This is a genomic window from Geomonas oryzae, from assembly GCF_004117875.1.
Taxonomy (GTDB): domain Bacteria; phylum Desulfobacterota; class Desulfuromonadia; order Geobacterales; family Geobacteraceae; genus Geomonas; species Geomonas oryzae.
Genome location: NZ_RAHW01000003.1, coordinates 128,077 through 143,161 on the forward strand (window position 1 = coordinate 128,077; position 15,085 = coordinate 143,161).

A 15,085-nucleotide genomic window follows, 5' to 3' on the forward strand; every position below is an offset into this window, starting at 1 on the left:
ATCATAACATCGCAACACATAACACAACAATCATCAGCACATGATACAAAGCATTGCATTACAGGTTATCAAATCACAAGGCATAACATCAAATCGCATCTGCAGGCATAACAGAACAAAATCATTCATAGCAGAACACTAAAAGCATTACATCAGTACATTAGGCGGCCAGAGCCTGGAACAGTTGCGCGGGGAGGAAGGGCTTGCGCAGCAGCATGTTCCCTTCGGTGTGAAGCTCCTGCGGCGGCGTCTCGAACTTCGAGTAACCGCCGGTGCAGAATACGATCCTGGAGCTCCCCCCCATCGCGCGAATGACTCGGGCCGCTTCGACGCCGGTCATCACCGGCATATCGATGTCCATGATGGTGATGTCGGGGCTGTGCCGGCGGTACTGTTCCACCGCCTCCGCGCCGTTGGCGGCCTCAGCCACCACGTCATACCCCTCTCGCTCCATCATGAAACGCAGCATAAGCCTGATGTCTTCGACATCATCAACTATCAGGACCCTTCTTTTCATTTCACCCCTCATAACAACTGCATAAAACGAAAACCCTGACCGTTGCACGGCATTTGACAAAGTTATTTGCCGAAAACGTGCCCAAATTGTGCAACATTCGAACATTCTGCGACTGTTACGTCATGTTAGAGTCGGCCGGCGCGAAACCGCGTATACCAAATATCGGGAATCCTTGAGAGATTCGCGATATGGCGGCCGGGGCATCATTCCCTTCACACATGATGGCGCGTTAAAAATACCGTTTAAGGACGTGTCGTCACCTGGAGCGCACTGCGTCTTTTCACGGTGAAAAAACCAAGGCTGTGTGAAATGGCGTATAGCAGTGGCAAATGGCGCGCGACAAATGACGGGTGGGGAGGTGACGGAAGAGAGGACCGCAGGCAAGCCGTTTTTCTACGCGGCGTAAATCTGCTACGATGGTCTTTGAGGTATCGCACCACAGAAGAAGGAGGAAAAAGCGATGGTGAAATTCTACGATGCGAGAACTGAAGCGGATCTTTCGCGGGTCGAGGCGGTACTGAAACAGGCGGGGATCGAGTATAGCGTGAGCAGCCTGTCCGGGCGTGTCGTATCCGGAGAGATCGAGGTTGCGGAGGAGGACCTTCCCAAGGCGGAAGAACTCCTACTCAAGAACAGGTAAATAGAAACGGAAGCATCACCCAAGCGGCCGATCGGAGTGGGCATCGGCGCTGAATGCCATGACCTTCTCCACCCTGATCTCAAGCCTCCATTGCACCTGCGGCAACCCGGGAGGCTCGAGATCGGGGATGTAGCCGTCCAAAACCGCGGTATCCGCGCTCCTCTCCACCACCCCAACAAACTGGAAGCCGTTCCCCGTTTCGGGATCAGCAACCACCACCGCGACGTGCGGGTTGTCCTGCAGGTTGCGCATCGTGGTGGGGCAAAACCAGGCTTCGAAAACCAGCCGGTTCGGCTCGAAAAGCGCCACTCCCTTCCCCGCGGCAAGGTGCGGGTTTCCTCCCGCATCGGACGTCGCCACGAAAGCATGCCCTACCCTCTCGGCTAAGTCCTTGATCGTCTGAGTGATCATGTTGACGTACCTCCTCTTGCCGATGCGGATCAGCCGCCTATGCCAGCGCAGGCGTATCGGCCACCTGCGCGAGGGGTGGCGGTGCCGTCCCCCCTGGTTTTCCGTCTCCGCGTGCATCATCACGGGTTTCGATCGCATCGTGGACGCCCCCTTCCGGAACAATCCTTTGCCGCCCCCTTGATTTAACCGCGCGTCAGCATTACGTTCTTGTAGCACCGGGGGATGAATAGTCAAGTTTGGGGGCGCCTTAGTGGATGACGGGATGCAGCGGGATCATGAGACGGGGGGCGGCGCGCCCTCCCCTTTGGAGGTGACGGAGCAAGAAGGATCTGCCATACTGTCCGGCATGATTGGGGACGGGGATCAGGACAAGGAGCTCGACGACGGCTGGCGCATCGTGCCGGTGTGGCGGGTGGAGGAAAGGGGAAGGAGGCTTTCCCTGCGCCAGGCGCGGCTGTGGGCGCTCGTTTTGGAGTCTCGCTTCATCGAGTGCCGCTTGGAGCACGGCCAGAAGGGATGGCAGGTCTGGGTGCCGCCCGAGAGCTACGACACGGCGTGCCGCGAACTGAACCTCTACGCGCAGGAGAACCGCAACTGGCCCCCGTTCATGCCGCCGGTCCACCCGATGAAGGAGAACACCCTCCCCACCCTGTCTGTGCTGATCCTCCTGGCCACCTTCCACAACCTGACCAACCTGGACCTGAAGGTCATGGGGCACTACCCGGTCGACTGGCTCGAGATCGGCAACGCCCACGCCGGACTCATCCTGCATGGTGAGTGGTGGCGCCTCGTCACGGCCCTCACCCTGCACGCCGATGCGCTGCATCTCATCAGCAACCTCGCCATCGGCGGCGTTTTCATCCTCTACCTCTGCCGCGACTTGGGCTCGGGCCTTGCCTGGACCCTCATCCTCGCCTCTGGTATCTGCGGCAACCTCGCCAACGCCTGGTTCCAGCTGCCAAGCCACACCTCGGTCGGCGCCTCGACGGCGGTCTTCGGGGCCGTCGGGATCCTCGGCGCCATCAGCATGGTGCGTTACCGGCACCACCTGCGCAGGCGCTGGCCGCTTCCCATCGCCGCCGCGCTTTCGCTCCTGGTGCTTCTGGGCACGGAGGGGGAGCGGACCGACCTCGGGGCGCACCTCTTCGGTTTCGCGTTCGGGACGCTTGCCGGGCTCGTTGGGGAGATGCTCGTGGGTTGGCTCGGCAGGCCGAAACGGCTCTCCAACGCGCTCCTTGCGCTCTCAAGTGCCTCGGTCGTCGTCTGGGCCTGGTGGCTCGCCATCATGCACTCAGGGCAATGATGCCTCAGTCACCCCGGCCGTGCCCTCGCCCGTGTCCCTTACCCGGCCCATGCCCCATGCCGCGCCCGTGCTCCTTCTTCCACTGCCCGTAGGGGATGTGGTGCTCTCTGGCATAAACCTGCCGGTAATCGCCGGGGACGCGGTACACGGCGCGCGGTACGGCAGCGCGACGCACCACGTGCCACGGTCCGCCGTAATCGCTCGCGCGATACCACCTTTCGCCACGCGGCGACCACCAGTAACCGCCGTAGAAGAAGATGTCGACGTCGAAGCCGGGGGCGAAGTAGACGCTGCTGCCCGGGACCATCACCATCGCGGAGGGAGGCCCCACGACAACCGGCGGACCTATGTTGATGCTCAGGCTGACCTCGGCCGCCGCGTTACCGGCCATCATCCCGAAAAGCAGCGCGGCAGAGAAAAGACGATATACAAAGGTTCTCTTCATAACTCCTCCTCAACAGGCTCGGCTTTTTCCGTTTTCTCGCGCTACCGGGAAAGGACAACCGGACCTCACCTTCCCCACACGACAGGGCGACATCCCGCCCCCTCACCGCAAGAGAAACCAGAGTCGCGCCGAATGCGGACCGCGGAGCACAGTCATAAAAGGCGCCTGGTCTGGATGCCGAGACTGCACCCATTATATATCCGCGGCGTATTACTGTCAGCAGTTACGACATAACTCACATAAAGGGGAGCGGCTTGCCGGTCCGGTAGGCAACCGCCTGACATACGGCGATCAGCGTCCCTTTCCCGTCGTGCACCTTTATGTCATAGGTGGCGGTTCGCTTCGTTGCACTCACTTCGCGGGCCTCCGCCCGAAGTCTCGCGCCCGCTTCCGGACTGGCGACGTAGTTCACCGCCACGTTGAGGGCTACGGTGACGCTCCCCGCCGTCTGGCAGACGGTCTCGAAGGCCTCGTCGATGAGCGAAAAGATCGCGCCCCCATGCGCACGGCCGAACATGTTGTCCATCTCGGAGCGGTAGTCCATCTCCACGGCGGAGAACCCTTCCTCCAGCGCCACCAGTTCCATCTTCAGCGCCTGTGCATACGGCTCTATTTTCACCTGGCTGAAGATCGCTTCTTTTAATTGCGTATCCACGGTCGTCCCCCCGCTCGGCAGAAGTCGAAAACGGCAAGAGCCTAGCATGTCCGCGGGTCACGCTGCAAAGATAAATACTTGAATCAGGGAGGGGGGGATGAGTGCTGGGGCGCACGCACATTCGTGATGAGGCGGGCGAGGGTTCGAGAACGGGTGGTGCGGCAGCGGCAGAAGAGGCACGAAGCGCGCCCGGGGAGAAGAGCCCGAGACCGGGAGCGACAGCACCGGATGCACCGGCACCGCCGCTCCGCAGGGTTCGAGATCTAACGCTTCATCAATCCGAGCTTGGAGAGGACGTTGAAGAGCCCTTCCTTGGAGACCGGTTTCACCAGGTAGGCGGCCGATTGCGCGTTGCAGAAGGACTCCATGGCGTCGTTGGAGGAGTTGAGCGCGGTGAGCATGACGATGTTCACCCTCTTGGCCGGTTTTTGCTCCTTCTCGATGTGCCTGATGGCCTTTGCGGCGTCATGGCCGCTCATGCCGGGCATCATGATGTCCATGATCACCAGGTCGAAAGGTTCGCCGGCGGCAAGGGCGGCCTTGTATTTCTCGAGCGCCTCCATGCCGCTGCTCGCCTGGTGGCAATCCGCGGTCGCACTGAGTAAGGTGGCGACAAAGTCACGGCAAAAAGACTCGTCATCTACGATCAAGCACTTCATAGCTTCCCCCAGGTGTCTGTTGTGATATGCGATGACGCCGGGGGAGCCCGCAGCCGATAGCCGCGCCCCTGCGCTTTTAACCGTATCGGTTCATTGGAACGAGACTTTAGCGGCTTTATGAAACGGTGGGGCGATAGGAACGCGGGTAGGGAAGTGCTGCGGGAGGGGAGTGCCGCCGGGGCACCATCGCGACGTATGAGGCGGGGGCAGGCGTAACGCCCGCCCCCGCAGCGGTTTCAGATCAGGAGACGCACCGGGTTCTCCAGCACCTCCTTCAGGGCCTTCAGGAACTCGGCGGCATAGGCGCCGTCCGCCACGCGATGGTCGGCCGAGAGGGTCACCTTCATGACCTTGGCGCTGGTAAGCACCCCGGAGCGCACCACGGGGGCGTCGAGCACCGCGCCGACGGCAAGGACGCCCGCCTGGGCGGGATGGATGATGGCGCTGAAACAGTCCACACCGAACATGCCGAGGTTGGAAACGGAGAAGGTGCCGCCGTTCATCTCCTGTTCGGTCAGGGCGCCGGACCGGGCACGCTTCACGAGCCGCTCCGACTCCTGGGCGATTTCCAGCAGGGTCAATTCATGGCACCTGTGGACCACGGGCATGAGGACCCCCTCGGGCACGCCCACCGCGACGCTCACGTTGACGTCGCCGTGGTACGAGACCCCCTCCGGCGTGTAACGCGCGTTCAACTGCGGGTATTGCACGAGGGCCAGGGCCACCCCCTTTACGATGACGTCGTTCACCGTGACACGCATCCCTCCCTGTTTCAACTGGCGCCGAACCGCCTCCGCCTCGTCCATGAGGATGTCCATGGTGACGCTGAAGTGCGGGATGTGCTCCCACGAGTCGGCGACCGTCTTGGCCACGGCGGCACGCAGCCGGGACATGGTCCGCACCTCCTCGACGAGACGCGGCCCGGCGGGGGGCGCCGGTTCTTTGCTCGGCTGCGCTGGAGCAGCACCCCCTTGCGCCCCGGCGGCACCCTCGAGGTCCTGCAACAGGATGCGACCGTCGGGTCCGCTGCCGTGCACCTGAGCGAGATCCATCCCCAGCTCGCGGGCACGCCTGCGCACCACGGGAGCCGCGCGTTCGCGACCTGCCGCAGAGGGGATGAACTCCGGGGCCTCTTTGCCGGGGGCCGGAGCCCTCGTGTGGATGTATTCCGTAGGCCCCGCGGCCGCTTTTTCCGGCTGCTCCTGATCGGTACCCGGGACGGGAGGCGCGGCCGGAGCCTGCTTCTCCCCTTCCATGGGGAAAAGGTCGGCCTCTTTTGCTTCCTTCGTCCCTGTCTCCTGCGTCACCCTTTCCTTCTCAGGTTCCGGCTCAGCTGTTTTTTCCGGCTCGGTCACCGGCTCCGGTTCGGGCGCCTGCCCGGCAGACTGCGTCTCTTTTACAGGGGCCTGGCCCTGCGCTGCGGGGGCCCCCTTCTCCTCGGGCTTGCCTACGACGGCGATCACCGTCCCCACCTGGACCAGGTCCCCCGGTTGCGCCTTGAGCTCCAGGATCACTCCCGGGGCGTACGCCTCGAGTTCCATGTTCGCCTTGTCGGTCTCAACCTCCGCGATCACCTCGCCGCGGCGCACCTCATCCCCTACCCGCTTCTTCCAGGAGACGAGCCTCCCTTCGGTCATGGTATCGGAGAGCTTCGGCATCACGATATCGTTCATGGCGGCACCTCAGTACGGTTCGTTCAGAAGATCACGTACGCCCTGCACGATCCCATCGAGCTGCGGGATGCACAGCTTCTCGATCTTGCGTGAGTACGGCATGGGGACGTCGAGCCCGGAGATGCGGCGCACCGGGGCGAGCAGCGAATCGAAGCACCCCTCGTAGATGCGCGAAGCGATATCCCCCCCAAGCCCCGCGCTTTTCCAGCATTCCTCGATCACCACGGCGCGGCCGGTCTTCATAACCGACGCGATGACGGTATCCATGTCGAGCGGCACCAGGGTTCGCAGGTCGATCACCTCGCAGGACACCCCGTCCTTTTCAAGCTCAAGCGATGCCTGCAGCGCAAGGATCGCCATGCGGCCGTAGCCTACGAGGGTCACCTGCTCGCCGCTTTTGAGGAGGTTCGCCTTGCCGAAGGGGACCAGGAACTCTGGGTCCTCCGGGACCTCGCCCTTGCTGTTGTAGAGGAGCTCATGCTCGAGGAAGATGACCGGGTTGTCGTCCCTGATCGAGCTCTTCAAGAGCCCCTTCGCGTCGGCGGGCGTCGCCGGGTAGGCGACCAGCATGCCGGGGCAGTGCATGAAGTAGCTCTCGAGACTCTGCGAGTGCTGTGCGCCGAGCTGGCTCCCGCCCCCACCCGGCATGCGTACCACCATCGGGACCCTCGTCTGTCCGCCGAACATGTAGCGCACCTTCGCCATGTGGTTCACGATCTGATCCATGGCAAGCAGGGCGAAGTTGACCGTCATCAGCTCCGCCACCGGGCGAATCCCCCCCATGGCCGCCCCGACGGCGACGCCGACGATGGTATTCTCGGAGATCGGGCAGTCGCGCACGCGCAGTTCGCCGAATTCCGCCAACAGTCCGCGGGTCACCTTGAAGGCCCCCTCGTACTGTGCCACGTCCTCACCGTAGACCACGACGTTATTGTCGCGACGCATCTCCTCTTTAAGCGCCAGGTTGATGGCGTCACGGTAGGTCATCTCAGCCATACACCCTCTCCATTGATGCAGTTGTTGGTCTTTCGAGTGCACACAAGGTTCCAAGCTTAGCAAAGGAGACTTGGAAAACAACGTGACAGCGACATTAAAGAAATAATGCCGCCGTCATGCAGGGCACTGAGCAAATACCTTGCAACGGTCCGCCATTTACGGTACGGTCACAGGCCATGAAGCCTGCCGCGACACTGTCATCGATATCCAGAACAGCACTGCTGACATTGGTCGCTGTCTTCACCGTCGTCTTCCTCACCCAGGGGGCGGCGGTACCTGATCCCTGCCGCCTCCACACTCCGCTTATCAGTGCAAAGCACGTAACCGGCAACACCCAGGACGCCTTCCTTAAAAACGCCGGCAAAGGTGCACAGGTAAAGGCGGCCAAAACGTCGGCAGCCCCTGCTCTCGCCCCGACACCACCGGCGATCAGGCTTCTCTCGTCCCTTCCCGCTCACCCTACGCCCGTACGGAACCTCCTTTCTCCTGCGGACACCTCTGCCGTTTCGGCAAGAGCACCTCCGGCCTAGCCTCCAGCGTCACATCTCCAGACAGAGTCCGCCCGAACCGGGTACGGCCTGCACAGGTTCCCCGCAACCTGCCCCCTCGCCTTTTTCACGTTTACCGGAAAAGCGGCCGGCAACCTTCGTCGTGAAGCCTGCGGCTGCGGCCTTGGTGTGCCCGCAGCACCGGAAGACACCCGAAAAGCGTCGTCACCTTCTGCGTTGCAAAGAGGGTCTTGCGGGATTCGTGCAACCTGCGCCTGCGCCCCGGGGCGGACCGTTCATCCACCAAAAGACGGGGCCGGTTTTCGACCGGCTCAAGGAGCGCATATGGAACTGATCAAGAACACCAGCATAGACTTCATCGGAAAACGGAAAATAAGCTTCGCCATCTCGGCGTTGATTGCCATCATCGGCCTCATCGGGTCGCTGCAGATCGCAAGGAACAAGGCCAACATGGGGATCGACTTCTCCGGCGGAACCTCGGTGCAGGTGAGTTTCGCACGGCCGGTCCCTCTCGAGCGGGTGCAGCAGATCCTCTCGGAGAAGCTCGATAAGGAAGTGCACCTGCAGGAGATAACCGGTGCGAACCAGCTGATGATCAAGGTAGGCAGGTCGGCAACGGCCTCGCTGAACGTGGCCGACACGGTTACGGAACGACTGCAGCAGGAATTTCCCGACAATGCCCTCACCGTGGAAAGCTCCAACGAGGTGGGGCCGTCCATAGGGGACAAGCTCAAAAAGGATACCCTGAAGGCAGTGGCGCTCTCCATGGTCGGCATAGTGCTCTACATAGCGTGGCGCTTCGATTTCAATTTCGGCATAGGTGCGATAGCCGCCACCTTGCACGACGTCCTCTTCATGATCGCTCTCTTCTACCTGCTCGGCAAAGAGATAAACCTGCTCTTCGTCACTGCCGTTTTGACCATTGCAGGTTATTCTTTGACCGACACGGTGGTCATCTTCGACCGGATCAGGGAGAGCCTCGGCAAGTTCGGACCCGAAGAGAAGGATGTCCTCTTCAACAGAAGCATCAACGAGGTACTGCCAAGGACGGTGATCACCTCACTCACGACGTTTCTGGCCGCAGTCTCGCTCTACATCTTCGGCGGCGCCGCGATAAACGACTTCGCCCTGGCCCTGGTATCGGGGGTGGTCGTGGCCACCTATTCCTCCATCTTCATAGCGAGTCCCATCGTGCTGGAACTGGAGAAGAGGCAGGACGCGCGCCGGACGAAACGGGACGTGGCAGTACCCGGGTACGAGCCGTAACGGGAGGAGACTTATGCACGAGCTTAACCTGATCACGACGGTGACCGGCGGCTTTCTGGCCGCCCTCGTCTTCGGCTACCTGGCGCACCGCATCGGCCTTTCCTCGATCGTCGGCTTCCTGCTGGCCGGCATCGCGGTCGGTCCGCGCACCCCCGGCTTCGTGGCGGACCGGCACATGGCGGAGCAGTTCGCCGAGATCGGCGTCATCCTGCTGATGTTCGGCGTCGGGCTGCAGTTCCACTTCAAGGAACTGCTCGAGGTGCGGCGGGCCGCCATACCGGGGGCGCTGGGGCAGAGTGCGGTGGCCACCATGCTGAGCGCCCTGGTGGCGCTCGGGCTTGGCTGGAGCTGGCCGGCGGCGATCGTCTTCGGCTTCGCGGTCTCCGTTGCAAGTACCGTGGTCCTTCTGCGCGTGCTGGTGGACAACAACGAGCTGCACACCCAGGCAGGCCACATCGCGGTCGGCTGGCTCGTGGTGGAGGACATCCTGACCGTGTTCCTGCTGGTCATCCTCCCGGTCCTTTTCGGCACGCAGGGAACCGCCGGGACGGGCCTCGCCTCGGCGGTCGCCTTCGCCATTTTGAAGATCGCCCTCTTGGTCGCGGTCACCTTCCTCGTGGGGGGGAAACTGATCCCGCGCATCCTGGAGCATGTGGCCGCGACACATTCACGGGAGCTCTTCACGCTCGCCGTCCTGGTGCTGGCCCTAGGTATCGCCGTCGCCTCCGCCCGCTTCTTCGGGGTATCCATGGCGCTCGGCGCCTTTTTGGCGGGGATGGTGGTGAAGCAGTCGGATTTCAGCTTCCGGGCGGCCTCAGAGGCGCTCCCGATGCGGGACGCTTTCGCGGTGCTCTTCTTCGTCTCGGTCGGGATGCTCTTCGATCCCTCCCACCTGGTGCAGCACCCGGGTCTCGTCCTCGCAACACTCGGCATCATCATCATCGGCAAGCCGCTCGCCGCCCTGGTGATCGTGCTCGCCCTGCGCTACCCCCCGCGGGTCGCCCTGGCCGTTGCCGTGGCGCTCGCGCAGATCGGGGAGTTCTCCTTCATCCTCGCATCGGTGGGCAGGGACCTGAAAGTGCTAGGTGAGAGCGGCGCCAGCACCATAGTGGCCGCCGCGATCATATCGATCAGCCTGAACCCGCTTTTGTACCGCATGATCCCTGGGTTCGAGCGCCGGGCGAAGACGACCCGGTTTTGGCGTTACCTTGAAGAGCGCGCGCGACCCGGGCGGGACGGCGTCGAGGCGCCCGACGAGGTGCACGGCGCCGGCCGCGCCGTCGTCGTCGGCTACGGCCCGACGGGAAAGACCCTCGCCCGGCTGCTCGCGGAAAACGGCATCGAGCCGTTCGTGGTGGAGATGAACCTGCAGACCGTTCGCCGGCTGCAAAAGGAGGGGACCGCCGCCCTCTACGGCGACGTGACGCTCAGGGACACCCTCGAGGCCGCCGGGGTGGCCTCCGCCGTGGCGCTCGTTTTGACCTCGGCAGGGATGCAGGGGGAGGAGGACGTGATAAAGCTGGCAAGGGAGCTGAACCCGGAGGTGCGCATCCTCGCGCGCGCCACCTACTTGAGGGATGTCCCGGGACTCTACCGTGCCGGGGCCGACGCGGTGTTCTCGGGCGAAGGAGAAGTCGCCCTCAACATGACCGAGCACATGATGCGCGCTCTCGGGGCAACGGACGAACAGATCGAACGGGAGCGGGACCGGGTCAGGGGCGAACTGGCCGTAGCCGGCCGCCCCGCCGGTCCGATGCTCACTCACACGTAGATATCCTCCCAGACCTCCGAGTCCTCGGGCCAGGGGGACTCCTCGGCGAAGCGCACGCTCCATGTCCGCGGGTCCGGGCTGAAGGTCGAACAGCAAGACCAATAGTTCACCGACACGCCATTATTACTTTTACTGTTACGACTATAAATTTCTCGACACATACAGGTATAAGCCCGCCTTATCAAGTTTGATTTTTTAACTTATAAAGTAAAAAAGCACATCACCACTTATTCATTTTTATCGACACTATATATTGTCACTTTCAAACAGATACTTATCTTGTATCAACTATCAACGACCTTGAAGTTTAAGGTCGTTTTTTAAGTTTATACTTGCATTCGTGAATAATTTATTATAGTTATGTCGCCATATATTCGATATACCACCGAAAGGGTAACGCCAGGGTAACTTGGCCGCACAAAGCCACCTGTCCAGTACAGTACTTGGAAAGAGGGGCTTGTCGAAGTGGTGTTTCCTTGGACCCTTGCGTCCAAAAAACGCCCCCTTTTTACCAAGTGGGCGTTTTTTTGTTCCCGGTTGTGCCCGTTGTCGCTGCGACAACGGAAAAATACCTCCAGAAGGAGAGCTTATGAAATCAAGTTGCCGTCTCGTTTCCCTGTTGATCTGTGGTCTTTTGACCTGTGTTGCCCCTGCATTCGGCGAGGATGAAGGGCTTGGCGAGTGGGTGAGCCAGGCGGCTCCGAAAAAAGGGGCTGAGGTGATCCCTCCGGGCCAGTTCGCCACGCTGGCCAAGTACGCGGACCTCTTCCTGAGCACCGCACCCGGAGGTTCCAGGACCATATATGCCGAGACCCTCATGGACGGCATCGATGACCCGAACCAGGCAGACGAACTGGGTGATTTCTTTTTGGTCGACGTCCGGCCCAGCAACGAGTACTGCGCCGACACCGTTCCCGGCGCCATCAACATCCCGATGAACGATCTGGCGAAGGCGGAGAACCTCGCCAAGCTTCCGACCGACAAACCGATTCTTCTCATCTGCAACACCGGCCATACTGCCAGCATCAGTACCGCCGTACTCGGCGTGCTCGGTTACGACGTGTGGACCCTGCGTTTCGGCATGATGGGATGGCGCGCCTCGACCAAAGCGAAGCTGTGGTCCCCTAAATATTCGCAGATCGTGAACGGCGCGGGCTACCCTGTGCAGAAGTGCCAGTAACGCTTTTACTGGCGGGTCATGGCAGCATGGCGACCATGGCAACCGATATGCAGCCCCCTTTAGCGAGGGGGCTTTTTTTGCACGCCTACCCTCCGGCAAGTAGCGTGCGAAAGTCCCGCCGCAGCGCGCCGGCGATGTAATGCATCTGTTGCTCAGTTAAACGGAGTGGTAGCAGTGAAAGTCAACATGCAGAAATCAATCAGTATCAAAGTCGTCACCATCTTGCTGCTGGTGCTCGCGGTCGGCCAGGGCGTGGGGGCATACCTCTTTATTTCCTCGACGCGCAACGACTTCATGGAGGCTCTCCATGCCAGGATGAGACGGGGCGTCAAGCAAAACGCGGGGATTCTCGCCGAGCCGGTGGTCAACTACAACACGCCCCTCGTCGCCGCGTTTATCACTGAATCGTTGAAGGACGCGGATATCTCCGCGATGAAGGTCGTGGACAGGAACGGAAACACCGTCAAGGAAGGGATGGTGGACCGGGGGAATCGCGAACACTTCACGTTGAGCGAGCCGATCACGGCGGACGGTGAGCCTGTCGGCACCGTTACAGTCGTGTACACCGCCAAGACCATCGACGACAGCATGAGGATGAGCCGGATTCTCATCCCGTTCTACCAGCTCGGCATGCTCCTTGTCATGGCGTCGGTCCTGATCTGGTTGTTCCGCCTGTATGTCAAGCTGCCAGTGGAGCGGCTCAATCAGGCGATCTCAGGGATAACCGGCGGGGACTTAACCGTCCAAGTCCCGGTCTTTCGCGACGACGAAATCGGGACCATAGCAACCGGCGTGAAGTTCCTGGCCCAGCAGCTGTGCGGGACCGTGGAAAGGATAAACGCCAATTCGGACCGGGTGACCAAGGCGGTCCGGCAGCTAAACGCCGCGTTCGACCGGGTCAGGCAGGTCATTGACGACCAGAACGCCTCAACGGGGGAGGTCTCCTGCGCCGTGAGAGACGTCGCCGATTCACAGTTGCTGATCGCTACCAACACCGACGACCTGCTTTCGCTTTCCAACGAGAATCTCTCTTCGCTGCTGCAAATGCAGGGTAATTCCGAGGAAATCGCGGGGATCACCGACGATCTCAACAAGAACCTGCAGGACTCCTACTCCGCCCTGACGGAACTTGCCCAGTCGGCCAAGGGGATCACGCATCTGGCCGATGACGTCGCCTCTTTCATCTCTGCCACCTCCTCGTCGGCCGAAGAAGTGTACCGGTCCGTCAAGCACGCGGAGTCGCTGATAAACGAGTCCGCCAGGATAAGCACCGAGACCACGACCATCATTTCCGAAAAGGGGATCGTTGCCATAGCGGAGGTGACGGACGGTATGAAACGGATCGGCGTCTTCATCGATTCGCTCATGAGGGCCATCGAGAATCTCGGGGGCAGGTCGCGGGACATCGGCAAGATCCTCGGCGTCATGGAAGAGGTCACCGCGCAATCCCGGCTTCTCAGCCTGAACGCCCAGATAATCGCGGCCCAGGCCGGCGAAAACGGCAAGAGCTTCGCCGTGGTCGCGGAGGAAATGCGGCTTCTCTCCGACAAGGCGGCGCTCTCCACCCAGGAGATCGATACCATCGTCAAGGTCATTCAAAACGAGATCGAGCAGGTGGTCAAGGAGACGCACGACAGCGTCGACGTGGTCAGGGATGGGGAGACGGTGGTCGGGAAAACGGCCGGCGTCCTGATGGAAATCCTCGAAACCTCCCGCCAGGCGACCGACCTCGCCAAGGGTATCGAGCGTGCATCGATCGAGCAGACCGAGGGGCTAAAGCATGTGGTTCAATCGACGGAGCAGGTCCGGCAGAAGATAGACCAGGTGAACCGGGCCACCAGCGAACAGGAAAAGGGGACGGCCTTCCTGCTGCAGGCGCTCAATCCGATCAAGGACGCCATGGTGGTGACCAAGCGGGGGACCGAGGAGCAGGTAAAGAGCACCAGGTTCATATCGGCCAACATCGAGCTGGCAAACCAGAAAAATTACGACATCGCTCGCGCCTCGTCGAACCAGCAGGAACTCAACCAACGGGTGCTCGACGCCCTTGATGACGTCATGCATATGGGAAGCTCAACGGTTGGCGAGGTAAAGATGCTCATTCCCGTTGTCGCCGCCATGCTGGAAGACATGGATGCACTACGACAGGAGATGGCGGGCTTCACGGTAACAACAACCAGTGCCGGAGCATGCGAGATGGGAGAGGGGTGCCTGCATGAAGCGACGAGCACCCCGTCGGTCGCGCAGTTGGAAACGGCATGAAAAAGGAGAAGCGAATGAAGAAAAAAGTTCTTGTCATCTTGATGGGTCTCATCTGCTTCATGCTGGCCGCCGGAACGTCCTTCGCCGCCGAGGGTTATCCCCTGCGGGCCAAGTACGCGAAGCTGAAGTACATCAGCACGGCGGAGCTGAAAAAGGAATATGCCCGTGCGGTCATCGTCGACGTCCGCTCCAAGCTCGAGTTCGACGTCATCCACATCACCAAGGCGGTGAATGTCCCGGTGGCACAAAAGACTTTCGACAGGGAAGTCAAGGAACTGAGGGGGAGACACGAGACAGCCCCCCTTGTTTTTTACTGCAACGGCCACGCCTGTGAAAAGTCGTACGAAGCGGCGGAACAGGCGAGAGGCCTGGGGATAGAGAACATCATGGTCTATGACGCAGGCATCCACGACTGGGTCCTCGCCAACGCGGAAAAGACCACCCTCATGGGGGAAACTCCGGCGCAAAAGTCGAGGCTGATTCCGAGCGACAGACTGAAAAGCCACAAGATCAAGTACGCCGAGTTCTCCCAAAAGGTACAAGCGGCCGATGCGGTCTGCATCGACATCAGGGAGCCCTTCCAGCGCAAGGAGATCCCGAAACTGCCCCGCTTAAGGAACATCCCCTCCGACCGCCTGGTGCAACTTCTTGCCGGCAGCGAATTCAAAGGCAAGACCCTGTTGATAACGGACGCAGTCGGCAAGCAGGTGGAATGGATCCAGTACTACCTGGAAAAGTACGGCATCAAGAACTACTACTTCCTGGAAAACGGCGTGCTGAGTGCCCGGAATTAGCGGC

The 15,085-nt window shown here is 61.0% G+C and carries 15 protein-coding genes and 1 riboswitch; of the genes, 7 read left to right on the plus strand and 8 right to left on the minus strand.

Annotated elements, in window-relative coordinates:
* Positions 1-160 precede the first annotated feature (160 nt).
* Positions 161-517, minus strand: coding sequence for a response regulator (locus tag D6Z24_RS08735; RefSeq protein WP_129126207.1), 357 nt, complete (start codon positions 515-517; stop codon positions 161-163).
* A gap of 460 nt (positions 518-977) precedes the next feature.
* Here D6Z24_RS08735 and D6Z24_RS08740 point away from each other — a divergent pair, with 460 nt between their 5' ends.
* Positions 978-1,157: a putative signal transducing protein gene (locus D6Z24_RS08740; protein ID WP_129126208.1), complete on the plus strand. Its 180-nt coding sequence runs from the start codon at positions 978-980 to the stop codon at positions 1,155-1,157.
* 15 nt (positions 1,158-1,172) lie between these two features.
* Here the strand turns inward: D6Z24_RS08740 and D6Z24_RS08745 are convergent, their stop codons facing one another.
* Positions 1,173-1,706, minus strand: a complete 534-nt coding sequence (locus D6Z24_RS08745) for a pyridoxamine 5'-phosphate oxidase family protein (protein WP_246014616.1) — start codon at positions 1,704-1,706, stop codon at positions 1,173-1,175.
* A 124-nt stretch (positions 1,707-1,830) separates the two neighbouring features.
* Between D6Z24_RS08745 and D6Z24_RS08750 the strand changes: the two genes are divergently transcribed.
* Positions 1,831-2,871: a rhomboid family intramembrane serine protease gene (locus tag D6Z24_RS08750; RefSeq protein ID WP_246014617.1), complete on the plus strand. Its 1,041-nt coding sequence runs from the start codon at positions 1,831-1,833 to the stop codon at positions 2,869-2,871.
* A gap of 4 nt (positions 2,872-2,875) precedes the next feature.
* On the opposite strand, the gene D6Z24_RS08755 is transcribed toward D6Z24_RS08750, so the two are convergent.
* From D6Z24_RS08755 to D6Z24_RS21500, 6 genes are all read right to left on the minus strand, one after another.
* Positions 2,876-3,316, minus strand: coding sequence for a hypothetical protein (locus D6Z24_RS08755; protein ID WP_129126209.1), 441 nt, complete (start codon positions 3,314-3,316; stop codon positions 2,876-2,878).
* A gap of 235 nt (positions 3,317-3,551) precedes the next feature.
* Positions 3,552-3,971: a PaaI family thioesterase gene (locus D6Z24_RS08760; protein WP_129126210.1), complete on the minus strand. Its 420-nt coding sequence runs from the start codon at positions 3,969-3,971 to the stop codon at positions 3,552-3,554.
* Positions 3,972-4,234: 263 nt separating this feature from the next.
* Positions 4,235-4,630: a response regulator gene (locus D6Z24_RS08765; RefSeq protein WP_129126211.1), complete on the minus strand. Its 396-nt coding sequence runs from the start codon at positions 4,628-4,630 to the stop codon at positions 4,235-4,237.
* A 236-nt stretch (positions 4,631-4,866) separates the two neighbouring features.
* Complete coding sequence (locus D6Z24_RS08770) at positions 4,867-6,303, minus strand: dihydrolipoamide acetyltransferase family protein (RefSeq protein ID WP_129126212.1); 1,437 nt, start codon at positions 6,301-6,303, stop codon at positions 4,867-4,869.
* Between the two features lie 9 nt (positions 6,304-6,312).
* The gene (locus D6Z24_RS08775; RefSeq protein ID WP_129126213.1) at positions 6,313-7,299 is read right to left on the minus strand and encodes an alpha-ketoacid dehydrogenase subunit beta; all 987 of its coding nucleotides are present in this window, start codon (positions 7,297-7,299) and stop codon (positions 6,313-6,315) included.
* 94 nt (positions 7,300-7,393) lie between these two features.
* Positions 7,394-7,543, minus strand: coding sequence for a hypothetical protein (locus tag D6Z24_RS21500; protein WP_162605099.1), 150 nt, complete (start codon positions 7,541-7,543; stop codon positions 7,394-7,396).
* A 589-nt stretch (positions 7,544-8,132) separates the two neighbouring features.
* On the opposite strand from D6Z24_RS21500, the gene secF reads away from it, so the two are divergent.
* The 5 genes from secF to D6Z24_RS08800 all read left to right on the plus strand — a co-directional run bounded on the left by secF (position 8,133) and on the right by D6Z24_RS08800 (position 15,081).
* Complete coding sequence (gene secF, locus D6Z24_RS08780) at positions 8,133-9,074, plus strand: protein translocase subunit SecF (RefSeq protein WP_129126214.1); 942 nt, start codon at positions 8,133-8,135, stop codon at positions 9,072-9,074.
* Between the two features lie 13 nt (positions 9,075-9,087).
* Positions 9,088-10,845 (plus strand): cation:proton antiporter, encoded by a 1,758-nt coding sequence (locus D6Z24_RS08785; RefSeq protein WP_129126215.1) that lies wholly within the window; start codon positions 9,088-9,090, stop codon positions 10,843-10,845.
* Positions 10,846-11,227: 382 nt separating this feature from the next.
* Positions 11,228-11,310: riboswitch (cyclic di-GMP riboswitch) on the plus strand.
* A 124-nt stretch (positions 11,311-11,434) separates the two neighbouring features.
* A complete protein-coding gene (locus D6Z24_RS08790) occupies positions 11,435-12,025 on the plus strand; it encodes a rhodanese-like domain-containing protein (protein ID WP_129126216.1) in 591 nt (196 codons plus the stop codon).
* Between the two features lie 186 nt (positions 12,026-12,211).
* Positions 12,212-14,287 (plus strand): methyl-accepting chemotaxis protein, encoded by a 2,076-nt coding sequence (locus tag D6Z24_RS08795; protein WP_129126217.1) that lies wholly within the window; start codon positions 12,212-12,214, stop codon positions 14,285-14,287.
* Positions 14,288-14,301: 14 nt separating this feature from the next.
* A complete protein-coding gene (locus D6Z24_RS08800; protein ID WP_162605100.1) occupies positions 14,302-15,081 on the plus strand; it encodes a rhodanese-like domain-containing protein in 780 nt (259 codons plus the stop codon).
* The last annotated feature ends 4 nt before the right edge of the window (positions 15,082-15,085 follow it).